Below are 18,028 nucleotides of genomic sequence, written 5' to 3' on the forward strand. Positions count from 1 at the left end.
ATGGCCTCGGACGGCTCCGCCCCGGTGCGGGTCCTGCATGTCATCACCGGTCTCGGGGTCGGCGGCGCCGAGCAGCAACTGCGGCTGCTGCTGCGCCATCTGCCGCTGTCCTGCGACGTCGTGACGCTCACCAATCCGGGCCCGGTCGCCGACGGACTGCTGGCCGACGGGGTGCAGGTCGTCCACCTCGGCATGGGCGGCAACCGCGACCTGGGGGCGCTGCCCCGGCTGGCCCGGCTGATCCGCAGCGGCGGCTACGACCTCGTCCACACCCACCTCTACCGCGCCTGCGTCTACGGCCGGCTCGCCGCCCGGCTCGCGGGCGTCAGGGCGATCGTCGCCACCGAGCACTCCCTGGGCGACTCCCAGATGGAGGGCCGCCCGCTCACCGCTGGCGTGCGGGCGCTGTACCGGGCTGGGGAGCGGCTGGGCAGCGCCACGGTCGCCGTCTCCCCCACGGTCGCCGGCCGCCTGGCTCGCTGGGGCGTGCCCGCACCCCGGATCGAGGTCGTGCCCAACGGCATCGACCTGGACCGCTTCCGCTTCGACCCGGTCGCCCGGCACCGCACCCGCCGCCGGCTGGGCCTGCCGGACGGGGCGTACGTGGTCGGCGGCGTCGGGCGGCTGTCGGCGGGAAAGCGGTTCGACGTCCTGGTCCGGGCGCTGGCCCGGCTCCCGGACGACTGCTGGCTGCTGCTGGTCGGCGGCGGCCCCGAGGAGCACCGGCTGCGCAGCACCGCCCGGGAGGCGGGCGTCGCCGACCGGGTCCTGCTCACCGGCGAACGCCCGTACGTCCCGGACGGCTCTCCGGGACCCGATCTGCCGTCGCTGGCCTCCGCTATGGACGTCCTCGCCTCACCGTCCCCGGAGGAGGCCTTCGGCCTGGCGATCGTGGAGGGCCTGGCCACGGGACTGCCGGTGGTGTACGCCTGCTGCCCCGCCCTGCAGGACCTGCCCCCGCGGGCCGCGCCCGCCGCGCGCCGGATCCCCTCCGACGAGGCCGAGTTCGCCCGCGCGCTGGCCGAGACCCGCGCCGCGGCCCCCGGAACCCGCGCCGCGCCGGAGGCCGCCCGGCACTACTGCATCACCCGCAGCGCCGCCCAGCTGATGGACGTGTACGCGGCGGCCCTCGCCCAACCGTTGTCCCCGGCACCCCAGGGAGTCAGTTCCCCATGACCGAGAACCGGACCGAACCCCCCGTCCGCCGCCGGCCCCGGCCGGCCGCGCTGGCCACCCGGATCCGCGCCGCCCGAGTCCGCGCCGCCCGTGCCCTGCCGCCCTGGTCCCTGGTGGCGGCCGGCGTGCTCCTCGGCGGACTGCTGGGCGGCAGCTACGGCCTGCTCAGGACACCCGAGTACACGGCGACCAGCTACGTCGTCGCGGTCCCCACCGACCGGTCCGACCCGGTGTCCGCGCTGGGTCTCGCGCAGGCCTACGGCAGGGTCGCCCCGCAGCTCGCGGTGCTCGGGGACGCGCAGGTGTGGGCGGGCGTGCCGGTGGCCACGCTGCGCGCGAGCGTACGCACGGCGACCTCGCCGGACGCCCCGATGGTCTCCGTCACCGCCACCTCCGACCGCCCGGACCTGGCCGCCGACATGGCCAACGCCGTCGCCCGCGCGCTGACCCGGCACGCGGACACCTCGGCGGACAGCACCCACGTCGAGCTGCGGCAGTTCGCTCGCGCCACCGAACCGGCCGGACCGTCCTCGGCCTCGCCCGCGCTGACCGGCCTGGTCGGCGCGAGCGCGGGCGGGCTGCTCGGCGGGCTGGCCCTGCTCGTGCGGCCCCGCAGATCCGTGGCGGAGCCCGGCCGTCCGGCCGCGCCGGTGCCCGGCCCCGCGTCGGCCCCCGCCGCCACGGCCGCCGACGTCCGCGGACAGCTGTGACGTACACGACCGAGCTGGTCACCGACGCCCGGGTGTTCGCCGGGCTGGCCGCGGACTGGGAGCGGCTGTACCGGCGGTGCGCGGCGGCGACGCCGTTCCAGAGCCACGCCTGGCTGCACTCGTGGTGGCTGTCGTACGGCAGACCCGGGCGACTGCGGCTGGTGCTGGCCCTCGACGGCCGGGATCTCGTCGGCGCCGCCGCGCTGCTGCGGGTGCGGCGCCCGGTGCCGGCGCTGGTGCCGCTGGGCGGGGCGATCTCGGACTACGGCGATGTGCTGCTGGACGACGAGCGCGGCCCGGCGGCGGTGGCCGCACTCGTCGAGGGGCTGTCCCGGGCCGCCCGCACCGCGCTGGTGGACCTGCGCGAGGTGCGCCCGGGCGGCGCCGCGGAACGCGTCTACCGGCACTGGCGCGGGCCCCGGCACCGGATCGGCGACTCGCTGTGCCTGGAGCTGCCCGCCGTGCCGATGGCCGAACTGGCCGCCCGGCTGCCCTCGGCCAAGGCCAGGCAGCGGGTGCGGGCCCAGCTGCGCAGGCTGGACGCGCTCGGCGTCAAGAGCCGGGTGGTGCTCCCGGACGAGACGGAGACGGCACTGCACCGGCTGCTGGAGCTGCACCGGCTGCAGTGGCGGGGGCGGAAGGTGACCGGTGAGCATCTGCGCCCCCGCTTCCGGGAGCACCTGGTGCGGTCCGTGGTGCCCATGGTGCGGACCGGGGACGCGGTGGTCACCGAGTTCCGGCTGGCCGACGAGGTGGTCGCGGTGGATGTGACGCTGCTGTCCCGGCAGCTGGCCGGCGGCTATCTGTACGGCGCCCACCCCGGGCTGCGGGAGCGCCGGGCGGACGTGGCGGTGATGCTGCTGGACGCCTGCACCGAACAGCTGCGGGGCGGAGAGCGCGGCACGCTGAGCCTGCTGCGCGGCAACGAGCCGTACAAGCACCACTGGCGCCCGGAGCGCGTGCGCAACCAGCGGCTGCTGCTGGCCCGGCGGCACACGGCCCCGCTCCTGGCGGCGGCCCTGGGGGACGCGGCAGCGCGCCGCCGGGGCGGGGAGCTGGTGCGCCGCTGGAAGGAGCGCGACGGTGGCGACGGACGCTGATCCGTGCCGCCGTCGAGGCCGGCCGCACGGTCCCCCGCGCCCCTTCGAGGCGCCCACGACGCGCAGCCGGCCTCACCCGACCCGCTCAGCGGCTGCGCGACCACCAGTCCAGGCGCAGGCAGAGCCTGCCGCCGATCCAGTACTCGACCCAGTCCCCGAGGTCGAGCGGCGAGCACCCGGCGGGCGGCAGCGGCTCGGCCGGTGCCGTGGGCACGGTCGGCGTCGTGGGCTCGGCGGGTGTGCTGGGCTGCGGGGTCTCCTCCCCGGTCGTCGTGTCGGTGCGGCCGGACAGGATCGAGCGGTAGACCTGGGAGGAGCGGGGGTTGGCGTCGCACTGCCACACGCCGTGCGGGCAGTAGTCGGTGACGGTGTTGTACACGGGCTTGTGCTCGTCCATCCAGGCGAGCATGCCCTTCATGTACGCGGCGTTGTCACCGTTGCGGAAGAGTCCCCACTCAGGATAGGAAATGGGTTTGCCGTGCTTCTCGGCGAATTCCACATGTGCCCGAAGTCCGTAGGGCTCCGTCACCTGCTCCTCGAACGGCATTCCGCGCGGCTGGTCGTACGCGTCCATGCCGATGATGTCGACCGTGTCGTCCCCCGGATAGCACTCCGTCCAGGGAACGGCGTCCCGGCCGCGGCTCGGTGTGAAGTCGAACCGGAACTCCTGGCCCGGGACCGCGCGCATGGCGGTGACGATCCTGTTCCAGTACGTCTTCCAGGCCTTCGGGTCCGGTCCGCAGCGATGGGTGTACGTGGTGCCGTTCATCTCCCAGCCGAGCACGATCACCGTGTCCGGCGCGCCCGCCGCCACCAGCCGCTCGGCCAGGGCCCGGAAGTGGTGATCGAACCGTCCGGCCGCGCCCTGGCGCAGCAGCTCGCGCACCTCGTCGTCGCCGAGGCCCTCCTCGTTGCGCTCCAGCATGGGCACGTTGAGGACGAGCAGCCGGTCGGCCCTGCGGGTCCGCCAGTCCGCCCACACGTCGAGGAAGCCGGGGGCGCCCTCGATGTTGCTCCAGCGGTCCCCCGGCAGGTAGGTGTGGCCGACGCGGAGTTCGGAGCCGCCGAGCCAGTCGCTGAGCGCCGCCATCCGGGCGACGCCGAGCGGGCCGTAGTCCAGATAGGCACCGAACGCGGGGAAGGCCGACTCGTCCGGTGCCGCAGCCGGTGTCGCGGCGGGCTCCGCGGAGCCCGCCGTGTCCGACGGTGCGGTGGGTACCGGGGCGACCGGGGCCGTGGCCACAGGGGCCGTGGCCGCGGGGACCGGGGCCACGGGGACCGGGGCGGGCGGGTCACCGACGGCGAATCCCGGCGCCGCGGCCAGGACCGCCGACGCAGTGACCGTCGCCGCGATTGCCGCCGACCGCCCGAACCGGGCCCGGGGCTGCTGTGCTGCCATGCCGGCTCCTTCCTCCGCTGTTCGACCGGACCCGCATTCAGGTCTCCACTGACACTCAGTCATATGAAAAGCAATCACGCCACCGCCGTTACCGCTTTCGAGTGAGGAAATGTGCAAGTGTCGACGTTCGACACCCGCGTCCCCGCCGTTCTGCTGCGCATCGACCGGAATCCCTTTCACCACGGAACCCTCGGTGCCGTGCGCTCGCTCGGCCGGGCGGGCGTGGCGGTGCACCTGGTCGCCGACTGCGCGGACAGCCCCGTGGGCGTGTCCCGTTTCGTGGAGCGGCTGCACACCCCGCCGCCGCCCGACGCGTCATCGGCCGAGATCGCGGCCGTGCTGCGCCGCGTCGCCGCGCGGGTCGCGCGTCCCGCCGTACTGGTCCCGCTGGACGACGCGAGCGCGATCGCGGTGGGCCGGGCGCGCGCGGAGCTGGCGCCCTCCTATCTGCTGCCCGCACCGTCCGGGCCGCTTCCCGAGCAGGTCGCCGACAAGGCCGAACTGGCCGGTGTGTGCGGCTCCTTGGGTATCCCGCACCCGCGGACGGTGATCCCGGACGGTCCGGCCGAGGCCGCGTCGGCGGCCTGGCGGCTGGGACTGCCGGTGGTCGCGAAGTGGAGCCGGCCGTGGCTGCTCCCCGCGGGCAGCGGGCTGCGCAGCACGGTACTGATCCGGTCGGCCCGGGAGGCGCGGGAGCTGTGCCTGCGCACTCAGGAGGCGGGCAGCCGGCTGCTGCTGCAGGAGTTCCTGCCGCCGGGTCCGGAGCGGGACTGGTTCTTCCACGGGTACGCCGATCGCGCCGGCGCGGTGCGTGGGGGCGGGCCCGGCCGCAAGACACGGTCCCGCCCGCGCGGCGCCGGACTGACGGCGGTGGGCCGCTGGGTGGAGAACGCCGAGGTGCAGGCGCTGGGCGAGCGGATCGCCCGGGAGCTGGGCTACCGGGGCATCCTCGACCTGGACTTCCGCCGCTGCGCCGCGGGCCGCTACCACCTGCTGGACTTCAACCCGCGCCCCGGGGCGCAGTTCCGGCTGTTCACCGACGCGGCCGGACTGGACGTCGTACGCGCGCTGCATCTGGATCTGACCCACCGTCCGCTGCCCGAGGGGGAACCCGTGCCGGGGCGCGCGTTCGTGGTGGAGAACTACGCCCCGCTGAGCGCGCTGCGGCCGGTGCGGGGCGGGCGGGAGCTGGCCTGGCATGCGCGGGACGACCGGGCGCCGGGGCGGGCGCTGTGGGGGCTGTGGGCCCGGCATGCGGCGGGACGGCTGCGGCAGCGGCTGCACCGGGAGGGCACGCGAAGCGGCGGCATGCCCCGGGAGCGGATGGTGCGGGTGCCGGGTCAGGCGATGCCGGCCGAGGTGACGGACCGGTCGGACGACGAGCGGGCGGGCAGCCGCTGAGGGGTTTCCGGTCCCCGCGCCCCGTCGGAAGCCGAAGTGCCGCCCCGCGGTCGACGCGGGGCGGCACCGGACGGCGTCGAGCCGCGGGTCAGCCGCGGTGGGCCGCTCGCGAGCGCCGGTAGAGGACGGCTCCGGTGGCGACCAGGGCCGCGCCGGCGACGGCCGCACCGCCTGCCGCGTCCATGCCGCCGGTCTCCGCCAGGGCGGGCGGCTTCTGGGTGGGCGGCATGGGCGGCTTGGTCTCCTCGCCGGCGGGCGGCGGGGTCTCCTTGCCGGGCGGAGTCGTCTCCTTCTCCGGCGGAGGCGGCGTCTCCTCGTCCGGCGGCGGGGTCTCCTTGTCCGTCGGCGGGGGCGTCTCGTCACCGTAGCCGGGCGGGGTCCCGTCGTGGCTGCAGGAGTTGCCGAACGCCGGGTTCAGCGCGGCGATCCCGTCGACGGTGTTGCCGCAGGCGTTCACCGGGACCTCGATCGGGACCTGGGTGCTGTTGCCCGAGAGAAGTCCGGGCGAGCCCTCGGTGTGGCTCTGGGCGGAGGGGCCGGAGGGGGCCGGGAGCGTGGAGTGGTCGACGCCGTGGCCGTGGCCTGCGGGCCCCCGGCCGTTGTCGCCATGGCTGGGACCGCCGGGTCCGTGCCCCCTGTCGCCGTGGCCCGGACCGCCGGGTCGGTGGCTCTGGTCTCCGCTGCCGTGGTCCCCGGAGCCCTTGTTCCCGCGGTCCGCGTTCTCACCGGAGGTGCGGCCACCGGAGGTGTTCGCGCAGGCGTTGCCGAACGCCGGATTCAGCGCGGCGATCACGTCGACGGTGTTGCCGCAGGCGTTCACCGGCACGTCGACCGGTGCCTGGAGGGTGTTGCCGGACGCCACGCCCGGGGAGTTCTTGGCTGCCCCGTCCGCCTGCGTGTCGGCCAGGGCGGTGCTGCCGCCGTACAGCGAAAGCACACCGGTCGCGGCGGCTGCCACGACCACCCCCCTGTTGAGAGTCTGTCGCACTTCGTTGTCTTCCTGCTTGAAGAAGTGGGAAAAGCCGGCCCCGGAACCAAGCGAGTTGGCCAGGGCCGGCCATGACGCAGCCGGACGGCTGGTGCGTGGACGACGTCAGTCGTTCTTGCACTCGTTGCCGAACGCCGGGTTCAGGGCGGCGATGATGTTCACCGTGTTTCCGCACACGTTGACGGGAACGTGCACGGGAACCTGGATGACGTTGCCGGACAGAACACCCGGGGAGTGCACGGCGGCACCCTCGGCGCCCGCGTCGGCGATGGCCGGGGACGCCATGCCCAGGGCCATGATCGCGCCCGCGACGACAGCAGCGCTCTTCTTCATGAACTTTCCCTTCTCTGCGGTCATGCCTGATTGACGGCCGAAACCGAGCGAGCACAGCATTCACGGCTCGCACCATGACCTGCAGCCTGCAAACGAGGAATTGACGGCCGAAGAAACTGTGGAACGTGCACCCCCGGGGAATTCACTCGATTGACCCGGAATGCCGTTCGGCCGCCGTATGTCCAGCAGAGCGATGTCGGCGTTTCGCTCGCCCGGCGGCGGTCCAGCCCTACGCGACCGGGCGACCCGCGGGGGAAGCGGCGGGCCGCCCGGCGGGCGGGATACGGTTCAGTGGCCGTTGGCCGACAGGACGGACAGGTCCTCCAGGATGTGCGACAGCGAGCCGTCGCGCTTGGCCTGGGTGGAGTTGTCGGAGCACTGCTGGTTCAGTTCGTCCGCCAGAACGTTGATGTCCTGGACCGGAACGAGGTTGATCACGGCGACGTTGACGTCCTCGACACCGAGGCACGGCTTGTTCAGCGAGCCGTCGACCAGCGACAGCTGCGGGCTCATGTCGCCACCCGTGGACGAGTTGCCGAACGCCGACTCGGCACCGTTTCCGTTGAGCACCGTGGGGCCATTGTCGTCCCCGACGGCAAGCGCCGTCGGAGCAGCCGCCATCGACATCCCGACGACAGAAGCGGCGGCTGCCGCGGCGACCATTGCCTTCTTGAGCACTTCGCGTTCCTTTCCTCGTAGCGACGCATGCCCTACGGCCTCATCAACCCGGCGTCCGATGAATAGTTGCGGGCGTTCACCCGGTTGGCCCGCACGGCTGCGGCGAATCCCCTGGGAAACGGCGGATGCACGGAGTCTCGTACAACTGCTCCGGTGTCGGCCGACGGAGTGAACGGGAGAAACCCGCGGCAGGGCCCGGAGTTGACCAGTGCGCTCCGGTGGACGGGGTTTCCTCAGAAAGGACTGGCGAATGATCAAGAAGGTGTTTGCCTCCGCGGCGATCGCCGCTTCCGTCATGGGTGCCTCCGCTGCCGCGGCCCCGCAGGCGGTGGCGATCGGCGACGACAGCGGCCCGGTCGCCGCGAACGGCAACGGCGCCAAGCAGTACTTCGGCAACTCCACGACCCACGGCCACATGAGCCCCCAGATGGCGCTGATCCAGGGGTCGTTCAACAAGCCGTGCATCGCCGTGTCCGACATCCCGGTCGCCGCGGGGAACCTTGTTCCGATCCAGAACATCCCGGTGCTGTCGGACGACCTGAACCAGCAGTGTGCGGAGAACTCGACGCAGGCCAAGCGGGACGGGGCGCTGGCCCACCTGCTGGAGGACGTGTCGATCCTGTCGTCCAACCGCGAGGACTGAGGACCGCCGGTCCGGGACGAGGGGCGGGCCGCCGAGCGGATCGGCGGCCCGCCTCTCGTCGTGTGCCGGACGTCAGCGCCCGGCCGCGTAGAGCGCGTCGATCTCCGCCGCGTACGCCTTCACCGCGGCGTGCCGCCTGACCTTGAGCGACGGGGTCAGCAGGCCGTTCCCCTCCGTGAACTCGCCGTCGATCAGCCGGAAGGCGCGGATGGACTCGGCGCGGGAGACGGCCGCGTTGGCGTGGTCGACGGCCCGCTGGACGTCGGCCCGCAGCCGCGGGTCGTCGACCAGGTCGGACAGCGGGGTGCCGGCGGGCAGCCCGCGCACCGCCAGCCAGTGGGCGATCGCGTCGGGGTCGAGGGCGACCAGGGCGGCGACGTAGGGCCGGTTGTCGCCGACGACGAGACACTGGCCGACCGGCGGGCGGCTGCGCAGCCGGTCCTCCAGGACGGCCGGGGAGACGTTCTTGCCGCCCGAGGTGACCAGGAGGTCCTTCTTGCGGCCGGTGATGGTGAGATAGCCGTCGTCGTCGAGCGAGCCGAGGTCGCCGGTGGCGAACCAGCCGTCGCCGAGAACCTCGTCGGTGGCCGCCGGGTTGTTGCGGTACGCACCGAAGACGATCCCTCCCTTGATGTGCACCTCGCCGTCCTCGGCGATCCGGACCGCGGTGCCGGGCACGGGCAGGCCGACCGTGCCCGGGCGGGGCCCCAGGGGCGGGACGAGGGTGGCGGCGGCGGTGGTCTCGGTGAGGCCGTAGCCCTCGTAGACGAGGATCCCGGCGGCGTAGAAGAACAGGTTGAGGTCGCGTTCCAGCGGGGAGCCGCCGCTGATGGCGTAACGCACCCGGCCGCCCAGCTCCTTGCGGACCCGGCGGTAGACCAGCAGGTCGTACAGCGCCCAGGCGGCCCGCAGTCCGGGGCCGGGGCCCTTGCCGCGGCCGAGGAAGCGGTCCAGATGGGCCTGGCCGAAGCGGACGGCGATGCGGTGGGCGCGTTCGAAGGAGGCGCCGCGGCCGAGTCTCTCGGCGGTGGCACGGCCGGTGTCGTGGATCTTCTCGAACAGGTAGGGGACGCCGACCAGGAAGGTGGGGCGGAACTTCTGCAGCGCGGGGCGCAGTTCGTCGGGTCTGATGCTCGGGAAGTGGCCGATCTCGATGCGGCCCGTCAGACAGGCGATCTGCAGGGTGCGTCCGAGGATGTGGGCCAGCGGGAGGAAGAGCAGGGTCGACGCCGTCTCGCCGGTGACCTCCTGGAACATGGGGTGCAGCAGTTCGACGGTGTTGGCGGCCTCGGCGTGCAGGTTCGCGTGGGTGAGCACGCAGCCCTTGGGGCGGCCGGTGGTGCCGGAGGTGTAGCAGACCGTCGCCACGGTGTCGGGAGTCAGGGCGGTGCGTCGCTTGGTGACCTCCTCGTCGGGGACGTCCCGGCCGAGGGTGGTGAGGTCGGTCAGGGCGCCGGCGTCCAGTTCCCAGACGCGCGGGGGTTCGGGGTGGTCCGCGGTGCCGGTGCGGACGGTCGCGGTGTTGCCGGCGGTCTCGGTGACGATGTGGCGGACGCCGGAGTCCCGGACGATCCACTCGACCTGGTCGGCGGAGGAGGTGGGGTAGACGGGGACGGTCCGGCCGCCGGCGGCCCAGATCGCGAAGTCCAGGACCGTCCACTCGTAGCGGGTGCGGGACATCACGGCGACCCCGCCGCCGGGTTCCAGCCCGGCCGCGACCAGTCCGCGGGCCACGGCGGTCACCTCACGGGCGAAGGCCGCCGCGGTGACGGGGCGCCAGGTGCCGGCCGTCTCACGGCGCAGGACCACGGCGTCGGGTGCCTCGGCGGCGTTGGTGAACGGGATGTCGGCGGTGCTGCCGGCGGCGGGGCGGGCCGCCAGGGGCGCGGTGCGGGCCTCGCGGACCGTGCCCGAGGCGTCCCGGACCAGTTCGGCCCGGGTGCGGTCGGCCAGGTCGCTGCGTCGTGCGGCCCGTTTCAGATCCTTGCGTACGCCCATGGCGGCTCCCTGTCGCGGCGGTGGCTGACGTGCCGGCCCGTCTACTTACTCCAGAGTCAACTTACCCACGCGTAAGGAAGTCAAGTGTGCGACTCAGGTCAGCCGGTCCGCCCGCGCGATCGCCTCCGCCAGACCCCGTACGTCCTCGTCCTCCGTGCGGGCCGCCAGGGCGTCGGCCCGGTCGGCGAGTTCACCGAGGCCCGGTGCGCCGGGGAGGGAGCTGTCGCGGCCGTCGGAGGAGCGCAGCGCGTCGGCGAAGTAGGCGGCGGTCGCCGTCACCCGCAGGCCGCGGCCCGCACTCCACACCGACTCCGCCAGGGCGGCGGTCTCCACATCGCCGGTCTCCTCGTGCGGGGCGCGGCTGCCCGGGTCGAGCCAGCGGACGGTGGCGGTGGCCAGATGGCCTTCGGCGCCGGGCACGGTGCGCACCGCGTACAGGGCGGTGACGGTGTGGCCGGGGCCGATCTCGCCGCCGTCGACCCGGTCGTCGCGGAAGTCCTCGTCGGCGACCCGGCGGTTGTCGTAACCGACGAGACGGAACTCGGCGACCGTCTGCGGGTCGAAGGCCACCTGGGCCTTGGCGTCGCGGGCGGTGAGTTCCACATGGCGCGGGAGCTGCTCGCAGAAGACCTCGCGGGCGTCCTCGCGGGAGGAGACGTAGGTGGTGTGGCCGTCGCCCTTGTCCGCGAGGCGTTCCATCAGCGCGTCGCCGTAGTCGCTGCCCACGCCGACGCCGAAGAGGGTGATGCCGTGCTCGCGGCGGGAGTCCGCGATGCGTTCGAGGATCGCGTCGGCGTCGGTCGCTCCGGTGTTGGCGAGCGCGTCGGAGACCAGCACCACCCGGTTGGTGGCGCCCCTGCGCAGGCCCTCGACGGCGGTGGCGTAGCCGGTCTCCATACCCGCGCCGAGGTTGGTGGAGTCGTCCGCCCGCAGGCTGTCGACGGCGTCGTGGACCCGGCCCCGGCGGTCGCCGAGCCGGGTCATCGGCAGCACGGTCTCGGCCTCGTCGCTGAAGGTGACGAGCGCCACCGAGTCGTCGTCGCGCAGTTGGTCGGTCATCACGCCGAGGGAGTCCTTGGCGAGGTCGAGGCGGCCGGGCTCGGCCATGGAGCCGGAGATGTCGATGACGAAGGTGAGCGCGGCGGGCGGGCGTTCGTCCTCCGGGCCGGCGGCGCGGGTGGCCAGGCCCACCCGGACCAGGGACCAGTCCTCGTCCTCGGTGTGGGCACCGTCGACGGTCACCGTGAAGCCGTCGCCCTCGGGCCGCTGGTAGCTCTGGCGGAAGCTGTTGACGAACTCCTCGGGGCGCACCGTCGCCGGATCGGGCAGCCGGCCGTCGGCGAGGGTGCGGCGCGCATAGCCGTAGGAGGCGGTGTCGACGTCGAGCGCGAAGGTGGACAGGTGGTCGGGCGGCACGTCGTACCGGGACGCCTCGTCCCGGCCGTCGCGCTGCCCGCCGCCGCTGCTGCCGTCGCGGTCGACCGGCGGCAGCGGGGCGGGGCCGGCGTCGCCGCCCCGGTCCGCGCCGTCCGGCATGCCGGTCCGGCCGCCGCCGTCGCCGCTCCCGCCGCATCCGGTGAGCAGCAGCCCGCCCGCCGCGGTCAGTGCGACCAGTGCGGTGCGCACCCGCCTTGTCCGGTGTCTGTGCATCGTCCGTGCCCCCTCGGTCCGTCGGCACCGTCCTTTGGTGACTCTGACGGTGTGCAGGGGTGGCCGGTGCGCCACGGGGCGTCACGGGTGCGTCTCGAAGTGGCCACGGCGGGGGCGCGGCGAGACCGGTGGGGATCCTTCCGTCGACCTAGGACACCACGTCCTTGCGGGCGAAACCCCGGAAGGCCAGGGCGAACAGCACGAGCGCGTACGTTACCGACACGGCGGTGCCCTGGACCATGCCGGACCACTCCGGGCGGGGCTGGAGGGCGTCCGCCCACGCGAACTGCCAGTGCGCGGGCAGGAAGTCCCGCCAGTCGCCGAGCGCGGTCACCGCGTCCAGCACATTGCCGACGATGGTCAGGCCGACCGCGCCGCCCACCGCACCGAGCGGGGCGTCGGTCTTCGTCGACAGCCAGAACGCCAGCCCGGCCGTGACCAGTTGGGACACGAAGATGTACGCCACCACCACGACCAGCCGCTGCGTCGCCGTGCCCGGGTCCAGCGAGCCGCCGGTGGGGATGGCCAGCGGCCCCCAGCCGTAGGCGGCGGTGCCGACGGCGAGCGCCACCAGCGGCAGCAGCACCATGGCGGCCAGGCTCAGCCCGAGCCCGACGGCCAGCTTGGAGACGAGCAGCCGGGTGCGCGGCACGGGGGCGGCCAGCAGATAGCGCAGCGAGGACCAGCTCGCCTCGGAGGCGACGGTGTCCCCGCAGAACAGGGCGACCGGGATGACCAGCAGGAACCCCGCGGAGACGAACAGGTTGACCGCGGCGAAGTTGGGGCCGGAGGCGGTGGCCGTGTCCATCAGGGTGATCCGGTCGCCGGGCCCGTCCGGCTCGCCGCCGATCGCGAAGGCGACCAGCAGCACGAACGGCAGCACGGCGAGGATCGCCCCCATGACGAGGGTGCGCCGCCGCTTGAGCTGACGGACCAGCTCCACCCGCAGCGGCAGCGTCCGCCCCGGCCGGTACCCGGATGCGGTTTCGACGGGAGCGTCCGCCCGGACGGGCGGAGGGTCGGTGAGCGCGGTGGCGTCCACGGGACCGGCCGGGTCGGCGGACGCGACGGGGCCCGGCGGACCGGCCCGGTCGGCGGACGCGTCCGTATCCGGACGGACAGCGGCAGCCGTGGGTGCAGCCGCTGCCGCCGCCGTAGCCGGGGACACCGGGCCGCCGGGGCCGGCCGCACGGGACAGGCCGGGCCCACCGGAGGAACTGGGTGTGCCGGAGGAACTGGGTGTGCCGGAGGAACTGGGTGTGCCGGAGGAACTGGGTGCGCCGGACGCCTCCGACGGACGGGACACACCGGACGAGCCGGACCCGCTGGACGCCCCCGACAGACCGGCATCGCCGAGCCCACCAGTCGCACCAGACGAGCCGGGCGCACCGCAGGAGTCGGGCCCACCAGACGAGCCGGGCCCACCGGAGGAACTGGGTGTGCCGGACGCCTCCGACGGACGGGACGCACCGGACGGGTCGGGCCTGGTGGGCGCGCCCGAGGGGCCGGCGTGGGCGGAGTCGCCGGGCCGGGCGGTGGGCGGGCTCATGCGGAGCCTCCGATCAGGGTGAGGAACGCGTCTTCCAGGCGGCGGTGCGGGCCGACCGATGCCACCGGCACCTCCAGCCGGACCAGTTCGGCGATCAGGCGGGGCGCGGTGCCGGCGGTGTCGAGCCGGATCAGCAGCCCCTCGTCGGTGCGTACCGCCGAGGCGACGCCGGGCAGTGCGGCGATCTTGTCCACGACGGGCTCCTCGACCGGCGCCCCGGTGCCGACCAGGAGGGTGTCGCCGGAGCCGACGATCTCGCCGACCGGGCCGGCCTGGACCAGTCGGCCGCGGTCCATGACCACCAGGTGGGTGCAGGACTGCTCGACCTCGGCCAGCAGATGGCTGGAGACGATCACGGTACGGCCGGCGCCCGCGTACCGGATCATCACCTCGCGCATCTCGCGGATCTGCGGCGGGTCCAGGCCGTTGGTGGGCTCGTCGAGGATGAGCAGGTCGGGCAGGCCCAGCATGGCCTGGGCGATGGCCAGGCGCTGGCGCATGCCCTGCGAGTAGGTGCGGACCGCGCGGGCCAGCGCGTCGCCGAGGCCGGCGATCCGCAGAGCCTCGTCCAGGTGCGCGTCCTCGGGCGGGCGGCCGGTGGCCCGCCAGTACAGCTCCAGGTTCTCCCGGCCGGACAGATGGGGCAGGAAACCGGCGCCCTCGACGAAGGCGCCGACCCGGGAGAGCACCGGTGCGCCGGGCCGGACGGCGCGGCCGAAGACGCGGATCTCGCCCTCGTCCGGCCGGATCAGGCCCATCAGCATGCGCAGGGTCGTGGTCTTGCCCGCGCCGTTGGGTCCGAGCAGGCCGAGGACCTGGCCCTGCTCGACGCGGAAGGACAGCTCCCGGACCGCGTACCGGTCGGTCGATCCGGCGTAGCGCTTGCTCAGGCCGGTGATCTGCAGGGGTACATCGGCGAGCGCGGGGTCCGGGGCCGGGCCCGAGGTGCGGCGGCGCGCGGTCAGCAGCAGCGCCAGGGCGATCACCGCGCCGGTCAGCGGAAGCCACCACACCCAGGCGGGCAGCGGCGCCGCGGCGGTGGTCACCCCGGGTGCGGTCGGTACGGCCAGGTCGCTCTTCAGGGAGACCGTGTACGTCGCGGGGGCGGCCGGTGACGCATAGCCGAGGTCGGTGGCGGCGAGGACCAGGCGGAGCCGGTGGCCCTTCTCCACCTCGTGGTCGATCGCCGGGAGGGTGAGCGTGACGTTCTGGCCGGTCCCCGCCCCCGCCACCCGGACGGGTGCGACCAGTTGGGCGGGCAGCACCTGGCCGGTGCCGTCGGGTCCCACGTCGTAGACCTTGGCGAACAGGACGGCGTCCTCGCCGGTGGACCGGACCCGGACGGTGACCGTCGGGGATCCGGTGATCCGCAGGTCCTCGCCGACGGGGGCGGAGGTGAACGCGGCGTACTGGCCGGGGAAGTCCAGCGAGACGCCGACGCCCAGGGAGGAGAGCTGGGCCAGTCCCCCGGAGCCGCCGAGGCCGGGCAGGGCGGAGACGGCGGGCGGGCTGGCGCCCGCGGGGTTGTCGAAGCTCTGCTCGTCCCCGGTGAGCAGCACGGCGGTGCGTCCGCTCGCCAGGCCGGGGTAGGTGTCCGCGCTCGCGCCCCGCAACCGGGCCCGGCCGTCGGTGGAGTCGACGCCTCCGGTGCGGCTGATCCGGAACGCCGGGCCGGTGCCGACGCCCTGGTCGCCCTTCAGATGGCGGTCGAACCAGGCCTCGACGCGGGCGTTCAGCCGGTCGGTCTCCAGGTCGCCGCCGTCGTGGCCGCCGGCGATCCAGTCGACGTCGACGGGGGCGCCGTTGTCCCGGATGGCCTGGGCCGCGGCGTCGGCCTGGCCCAGCGGGAAGAGGGAGTCGGACTGGCCCTGCATCAGCAGGGTGGGCACGTCGATGCGGTCGCCGACCGCCTGCGGGCTGCGCTGCCGCAGCAGGTCCACCGCGGCCTCGTCCGGCGTCCCGGAGGCGGCGACCCGCTGGTACATCCGGCAGAGCCGCTCCTGGAACTGGTCGCAGCCGCCGCCGCTGTTGACGAAGATCCCGGCCCACAGCTTCTTGAAGACGCCGTTCGGGAACAGCGCCTCGGACAGGTCCCAGTACGTGATGGCGGGGGCGATGGCGTCCACCCGGTCGTCGTGACCGGCGGCGAGCAGGGCGACCGCGCCGCCGTACGAGGCGCCCGCGATGCCCACGCGCGGGTCGCCCCTGCCGTCGAGCCGCACCTGCGGCTGCTCGGCGAGCCAGTCGAGCAGCCGGGAGACGTCGGCGACCTCGCCCTCGGGGTCGTTCAGCCCGATCTTCCCCGTGGAGCTGCCGAATCCGCGTGCCGACCAGGTCAGCACCGCGTATCCGTCCCTGGCCAGGTCCTCGGCCTGGGCCCGGACATCGGCCTTGCTGCCGCCGAAGCCGTGCGCCAGCAGCACGGCGGGGCGGCGGCCTTCCGGGCCCGCGGTGAAGTACGAGGTGTCCAGGCGCACACCCTCGCCCATGGACATGACCCGGTCGGCGCGGTGCACCGGTGGCGCGTCGTCGTCGGCGACGGCCGTCCACGTACCGGCACCGGCGAGGACGACGAAGGCGGCCACGGCGGTCAGCATCCGCCGTGGCCGCGCCGGCAGCCCTCGCAGTCCGGGCAGTCGAAGATCCATGCGTCAACCGTACGGCCCGCCACCGACAGCCGGGGCCGTCCACGGAGTGAACTCCGGGACCTCCCCGAGGCGTACGGCGCGAGCGCCGCCTACCGCGGTCGCGGTATGCCGCCGGCACCCGGCACGGGCGCCTCGGCGTCCGGGAACCGGGCCTCCGGGACCTGCGCGTCCTCCGGGATGGACACCAGCCAGCGGGTGTCGCGGCGCGGGCGCAGGTACAGGGCCCAGTAGAGAGTGGCCGCGGCGGTGATGCCGCCGGTCCACAGCAGGTGCTCGGTCTCCTGCCGGCTCAGGATGTAGCCCAGCACCCCGATCAGCAGCACCGGCATCGCGGGCCACAGCGGCATGCGCCAGGCGGGCGTGTGCCGGTGGGCGCCGCGGCGGGCCAGCAGCGCGGCGACCGCGACCAGCAGGTACATCCCGGTGACCGAGACGCCGGTGACGCCGTAGAGGGTGTCGAGGTTGACGAAGCAGAGCGCCGCGCCGGGCACACCGACCACGAGCGTGGCGACCCAGGGGGAGCCGAACCGGCCGAGCTTGGCGAAGAGGGTGTTCACCGGCTGCGGCCAGGCCTTGTCACGGGCGGAGGCGAACAGCACCCGGGAGTTCTGGATCACCATGACGATGCCCGCGTTGATGATCGCGAGGGCCACGCAGAGGCTGACGAAGGTGCCGACGGCGGAGTTGGACCAGGCGGTGACCATGGCGGAGATGTCGCCGCCGGTCAGTGCGGCCAGGTCGGAGGCGCCCAGGGTGATGGCGGCGACCGGCACCAGGATGATGACGGCGGAGATGCCGAGGGTGGCCAGGACGGTGCGGGCGACGTTGCGCCGCGGGTTCTCCATCTCCTCGGAGAGGTAGACGGCGGTGGAGAAGCCCTGGGTGACGAAGAGCGCGATGGCGAGGCCGGAGACGACCAGCAGGGCGGTCACCGGGTCCGGGCCGCCGTCCGCGCCGGCCACCTCCATCGAGGCCAGGCTGTCCAGGCCGCGCTCGCTGTGCGCGAAGCCCAGCACGGCCACCACGGCCGCCGCGACGACCTCCAGGACCAGGAAGACGCCGGTGATCCAGGCGTTGGCGCGCAGGTCGAGCAGACCGGCCAGGGTGGCCAGCAGCATCACGCCGGCGCCCGCGACCGAGGCGTCGAGGTGGACCACCGGTGCGAGGTAGTCGGCGGTGCCCATGGCGATCACCGGCGGCACGATCATGACGACCAGCAGGGACAGCACGAAGACCAGCCAGCCCGCCAGCCGCCCGGCCATGGTGGAGACCATCGCGTACTCGCCGCCCGCGCTGGGCACGAGGGTGCCCAGCTCGGAGTAGCAGAACGCCACGGCGATGCAGAGCAGCGAGCCGATGGCGATGGTCAGGGCGGTGGCGGTGCCGAGCGAGCCGAACAGGTCGGGCACCACCACGAACAGCGTGGAGGCGGGGGTCACGCACGAGAGGGTCAGCAGGGTGCCGCCGACGACTCCGATGGAACGCTTGAGCTTCTGGGGGCCCGGGTCCGGTGCCGCCGCGGGGGCGGTGGTCTCGACAGGGCGGAGCGTGTCGGTCATGCGGCGGGATTCCGATCGGTTCGTGCGACAGATGGTGACGGACGGGAGCGCTATCGCCTCCGGCGGCTCAGTTCGTGCATGGTGGTGTCCGCTCCCGGTGCGCATGCATGCAATACGACGAAAACAGTGACGTCAATGGCTAGTTACCTACGGAATCCGCGGCATGGGGCGCTCTTGAATGTCCATCAAGACAGAA

14 protein-coding genes are annotated in these 18,028 nt (G+C 74.0%); 5 read left to right on the forward strand and 9 right to left on the reverse strand.

Annotated elements, in window-relative coordinates:
* Positions 1–24: 24 nt before the first annotated feature.
* The 3 genes from V5O46_RS13780 to V5O46_RS13790 are packed head-to-tail and all read left to right on the forward strand — an operon-like array spanning position 25 to position 2,986.
* Positions 25–1,176, forward strand: a complete 1,152-nt coding sequence (locus V5O46_RS13780) for a glycosyltransferase (protein ID WP_332884973.1) — start codon at positions 25–27, stop codon at positions 1,174–1,176.
* The gene (locus tag V5O46_RS13785) at positions 1,173–1,886 is read left to right on the forward strand and encodes a YveK family protein (protein ID WP_332884861.1); all 714 of its coding nucleotides are present in this window, start codon (positions 1,173–1,175) and stop codon (positions 1,884–1,886) included. Before V5O46_RS13780 ends, V5O46_RS13785 begins: the two co-directional genes overlap by 4 nt.
* Positions 1,883–2,986, forward strand: coding sequence for a GNAT family N-acetyltransferase (locus V5O46_RS13790; protein ID WP_332884862.1), 1,104 nt, complete (start codon positions 1,883–1,885; stop codon positions 2,984–2,986). The genes V5O46_RS13785 and V5O46_RS13790 overlap by 4 nt, the downstream gene beginning before the upstream one ends.
* Before the next feature lie 85 nt (positions 2,987–3,071).
* On the opposite strand, the gene V5O46_RS13795 is transcribed toward V5O46_RS13790, so the two are convergent.
* Positions 3,072–4,385, reverse strand: a complete 1,314-nt coding sequence (locus V5O46_RS13795; protein WP_332884863.1) for a glycoside hydrolase family 26 protein — start codon at positions 4,383–4,385, stop codon at positions 3,072–3,074.
* 117 nt (positions 4,386–4,502) lie between these two features.
* Between V5O46_RS13795 and V5O46_RS13800 the strand changes: the two genes are divergently transcribed.
* Positions 4,503–5,786 (forward strand): carboxylate--amine ligase, encoded by a 1,284-nt coding sequence (locus V5O46_RS13800; RefSeq protein ID WP_332884864.1) that lies wholly within the window; start codon positions 4,503–4,505, stop codon positions 5,784–5,786.
* Between the two features lie 88 nt (positions 5,787–5,874).
* Here V5O46_RS13800 and V5O46_RS13805 read toward each other — a convergent pair whose 3' ends face one another.
* From V5O46_RS13805 to rdlA, 3 genes are all read right to left on the reverse strand, one after another.
* Positions 5,875–6,744 (reverse strand): chaplin, encoded by an 870-nt coding sequence (locus V5O46_RS13805; RefSeq protein WP_332884865.1) that lies wholly within the window; start codon positions 6,742–6,744, stop codon positions 5,875–5,877.
* 135 nt (positions 6,745–6,879) lie between these two features.
* Positions 6,880–7,107, reverse strand: a complete 228-nt coding sequence (gene chpD, locus V5O46_RS13810; RefSeq protein ID WP_332884974.1) for a chaplin ChpD — start codon at positions 7,105–7,107, stop codon at positions 6,880–6,882.
* Between the two features lie 288 nt (positions 7,108–7,395).
* Positions 7,396–7,785, reverse strand: coding sequence for a rodlin RdlA (gene rdlA, locus V5O46_RS13815; RefSeq protein ID WP_332884866.1), 390 nt, complete (start codon positions 7,783–7,785; stop codon positions 7,396–7,398).
* A 250-nt stretch (positions 7,786–8,035) separates the two neighbouring features.
* On the opposite strand from rdlA, the gene rdlB reads away from it, so the two are divergent.
* Complete coding sequence (gene rdlB / locus V5O46_RS13820; protein WP_332884867.1) at positions 8,036–8,428, forward strand: rodlin RdlB; 393 nt, start codon at positions 8,036–8,038, stop codon at positions 8,426–8,428.
* Positions 8,429–8,500: 72 nt separating this feature from the next.
* Here rdlB and V5O46_RS13825 read toward each other — a convergent pair whose 3' ends face one another.
* From V5O46_RS13825 to V5O46_RS13845, 5 genes are all read right to left on the reverse strand, one after another.
* The gene (locus tag V5O46_RS13825) at positions 8,501–10,426 is read right to left on the reverse strand and encodes an AMP-dependent synthetase/ligase (protein ID WP_332884868.1); all 1,926 of its coding nucleotides are present in this window, start codon (positions 10,424–10,426) and stop codon (positions 8,501–8,503) included.
* A 93-nt stretch (positions 10,427–10,519) separates the two neighbouring features.
* Positions 10,520–12,076, reverse strand: coding sequence for a vWA domain-containing protein (locus tag V5O46_RS13830; protein ID WP_332884869.1), 1,557 nt, complete (start codon positions 12,074–12,076; stop codon positions 10,520–10,522).
* Between the two features lie 148 nt (positions 12,077–12,224).
* Positions 12,225–13,118, reverse strand: coding sequence for an ABC transporter permease (locus tag V5O46_RS13835; RefSeq protein ID WP_332884870.1), 894 nt, complete (start codon positions 13,116–13,118; stop codon positions 12,225–12,227).
* Between the two features lie 503 nt (positions 13,119–13,621).
* Positions 13,622–16,273, reverse strand: a complete 2,652-nt coding sequence (locus tag V5O46_RS13840; RefSeq protein WP_332884871.1) for a CocE/NonD family hydrolase — start codon at positions 16,271–16,273, stop codon at positions 13,622–13,624.
* An 89-nt stretch (positions 16,274–16,362) separates the two neighbouring features.
* Complete coding sequence (locus V5O46_RS13845; protein ID WP_332884872.1) at positions 16,363–17,832, reverse strand: APC family permease; 1,470 nt, start codon at positions 17,830–17,832, stop codon at positions 16,363–16,365.
* Between the last annotated feature and the right edge of the window lie 196 nt (positions 17,833–18,028).

This window comes from Streptomyces poriticola, from assembly GCF_036689765.1.
GTDB lineage: Bacteria > Actinomycetota > Actinomycetes > Streptomycetales > Streptomycetaceae > Streptomyces > Streptomyces poriticola.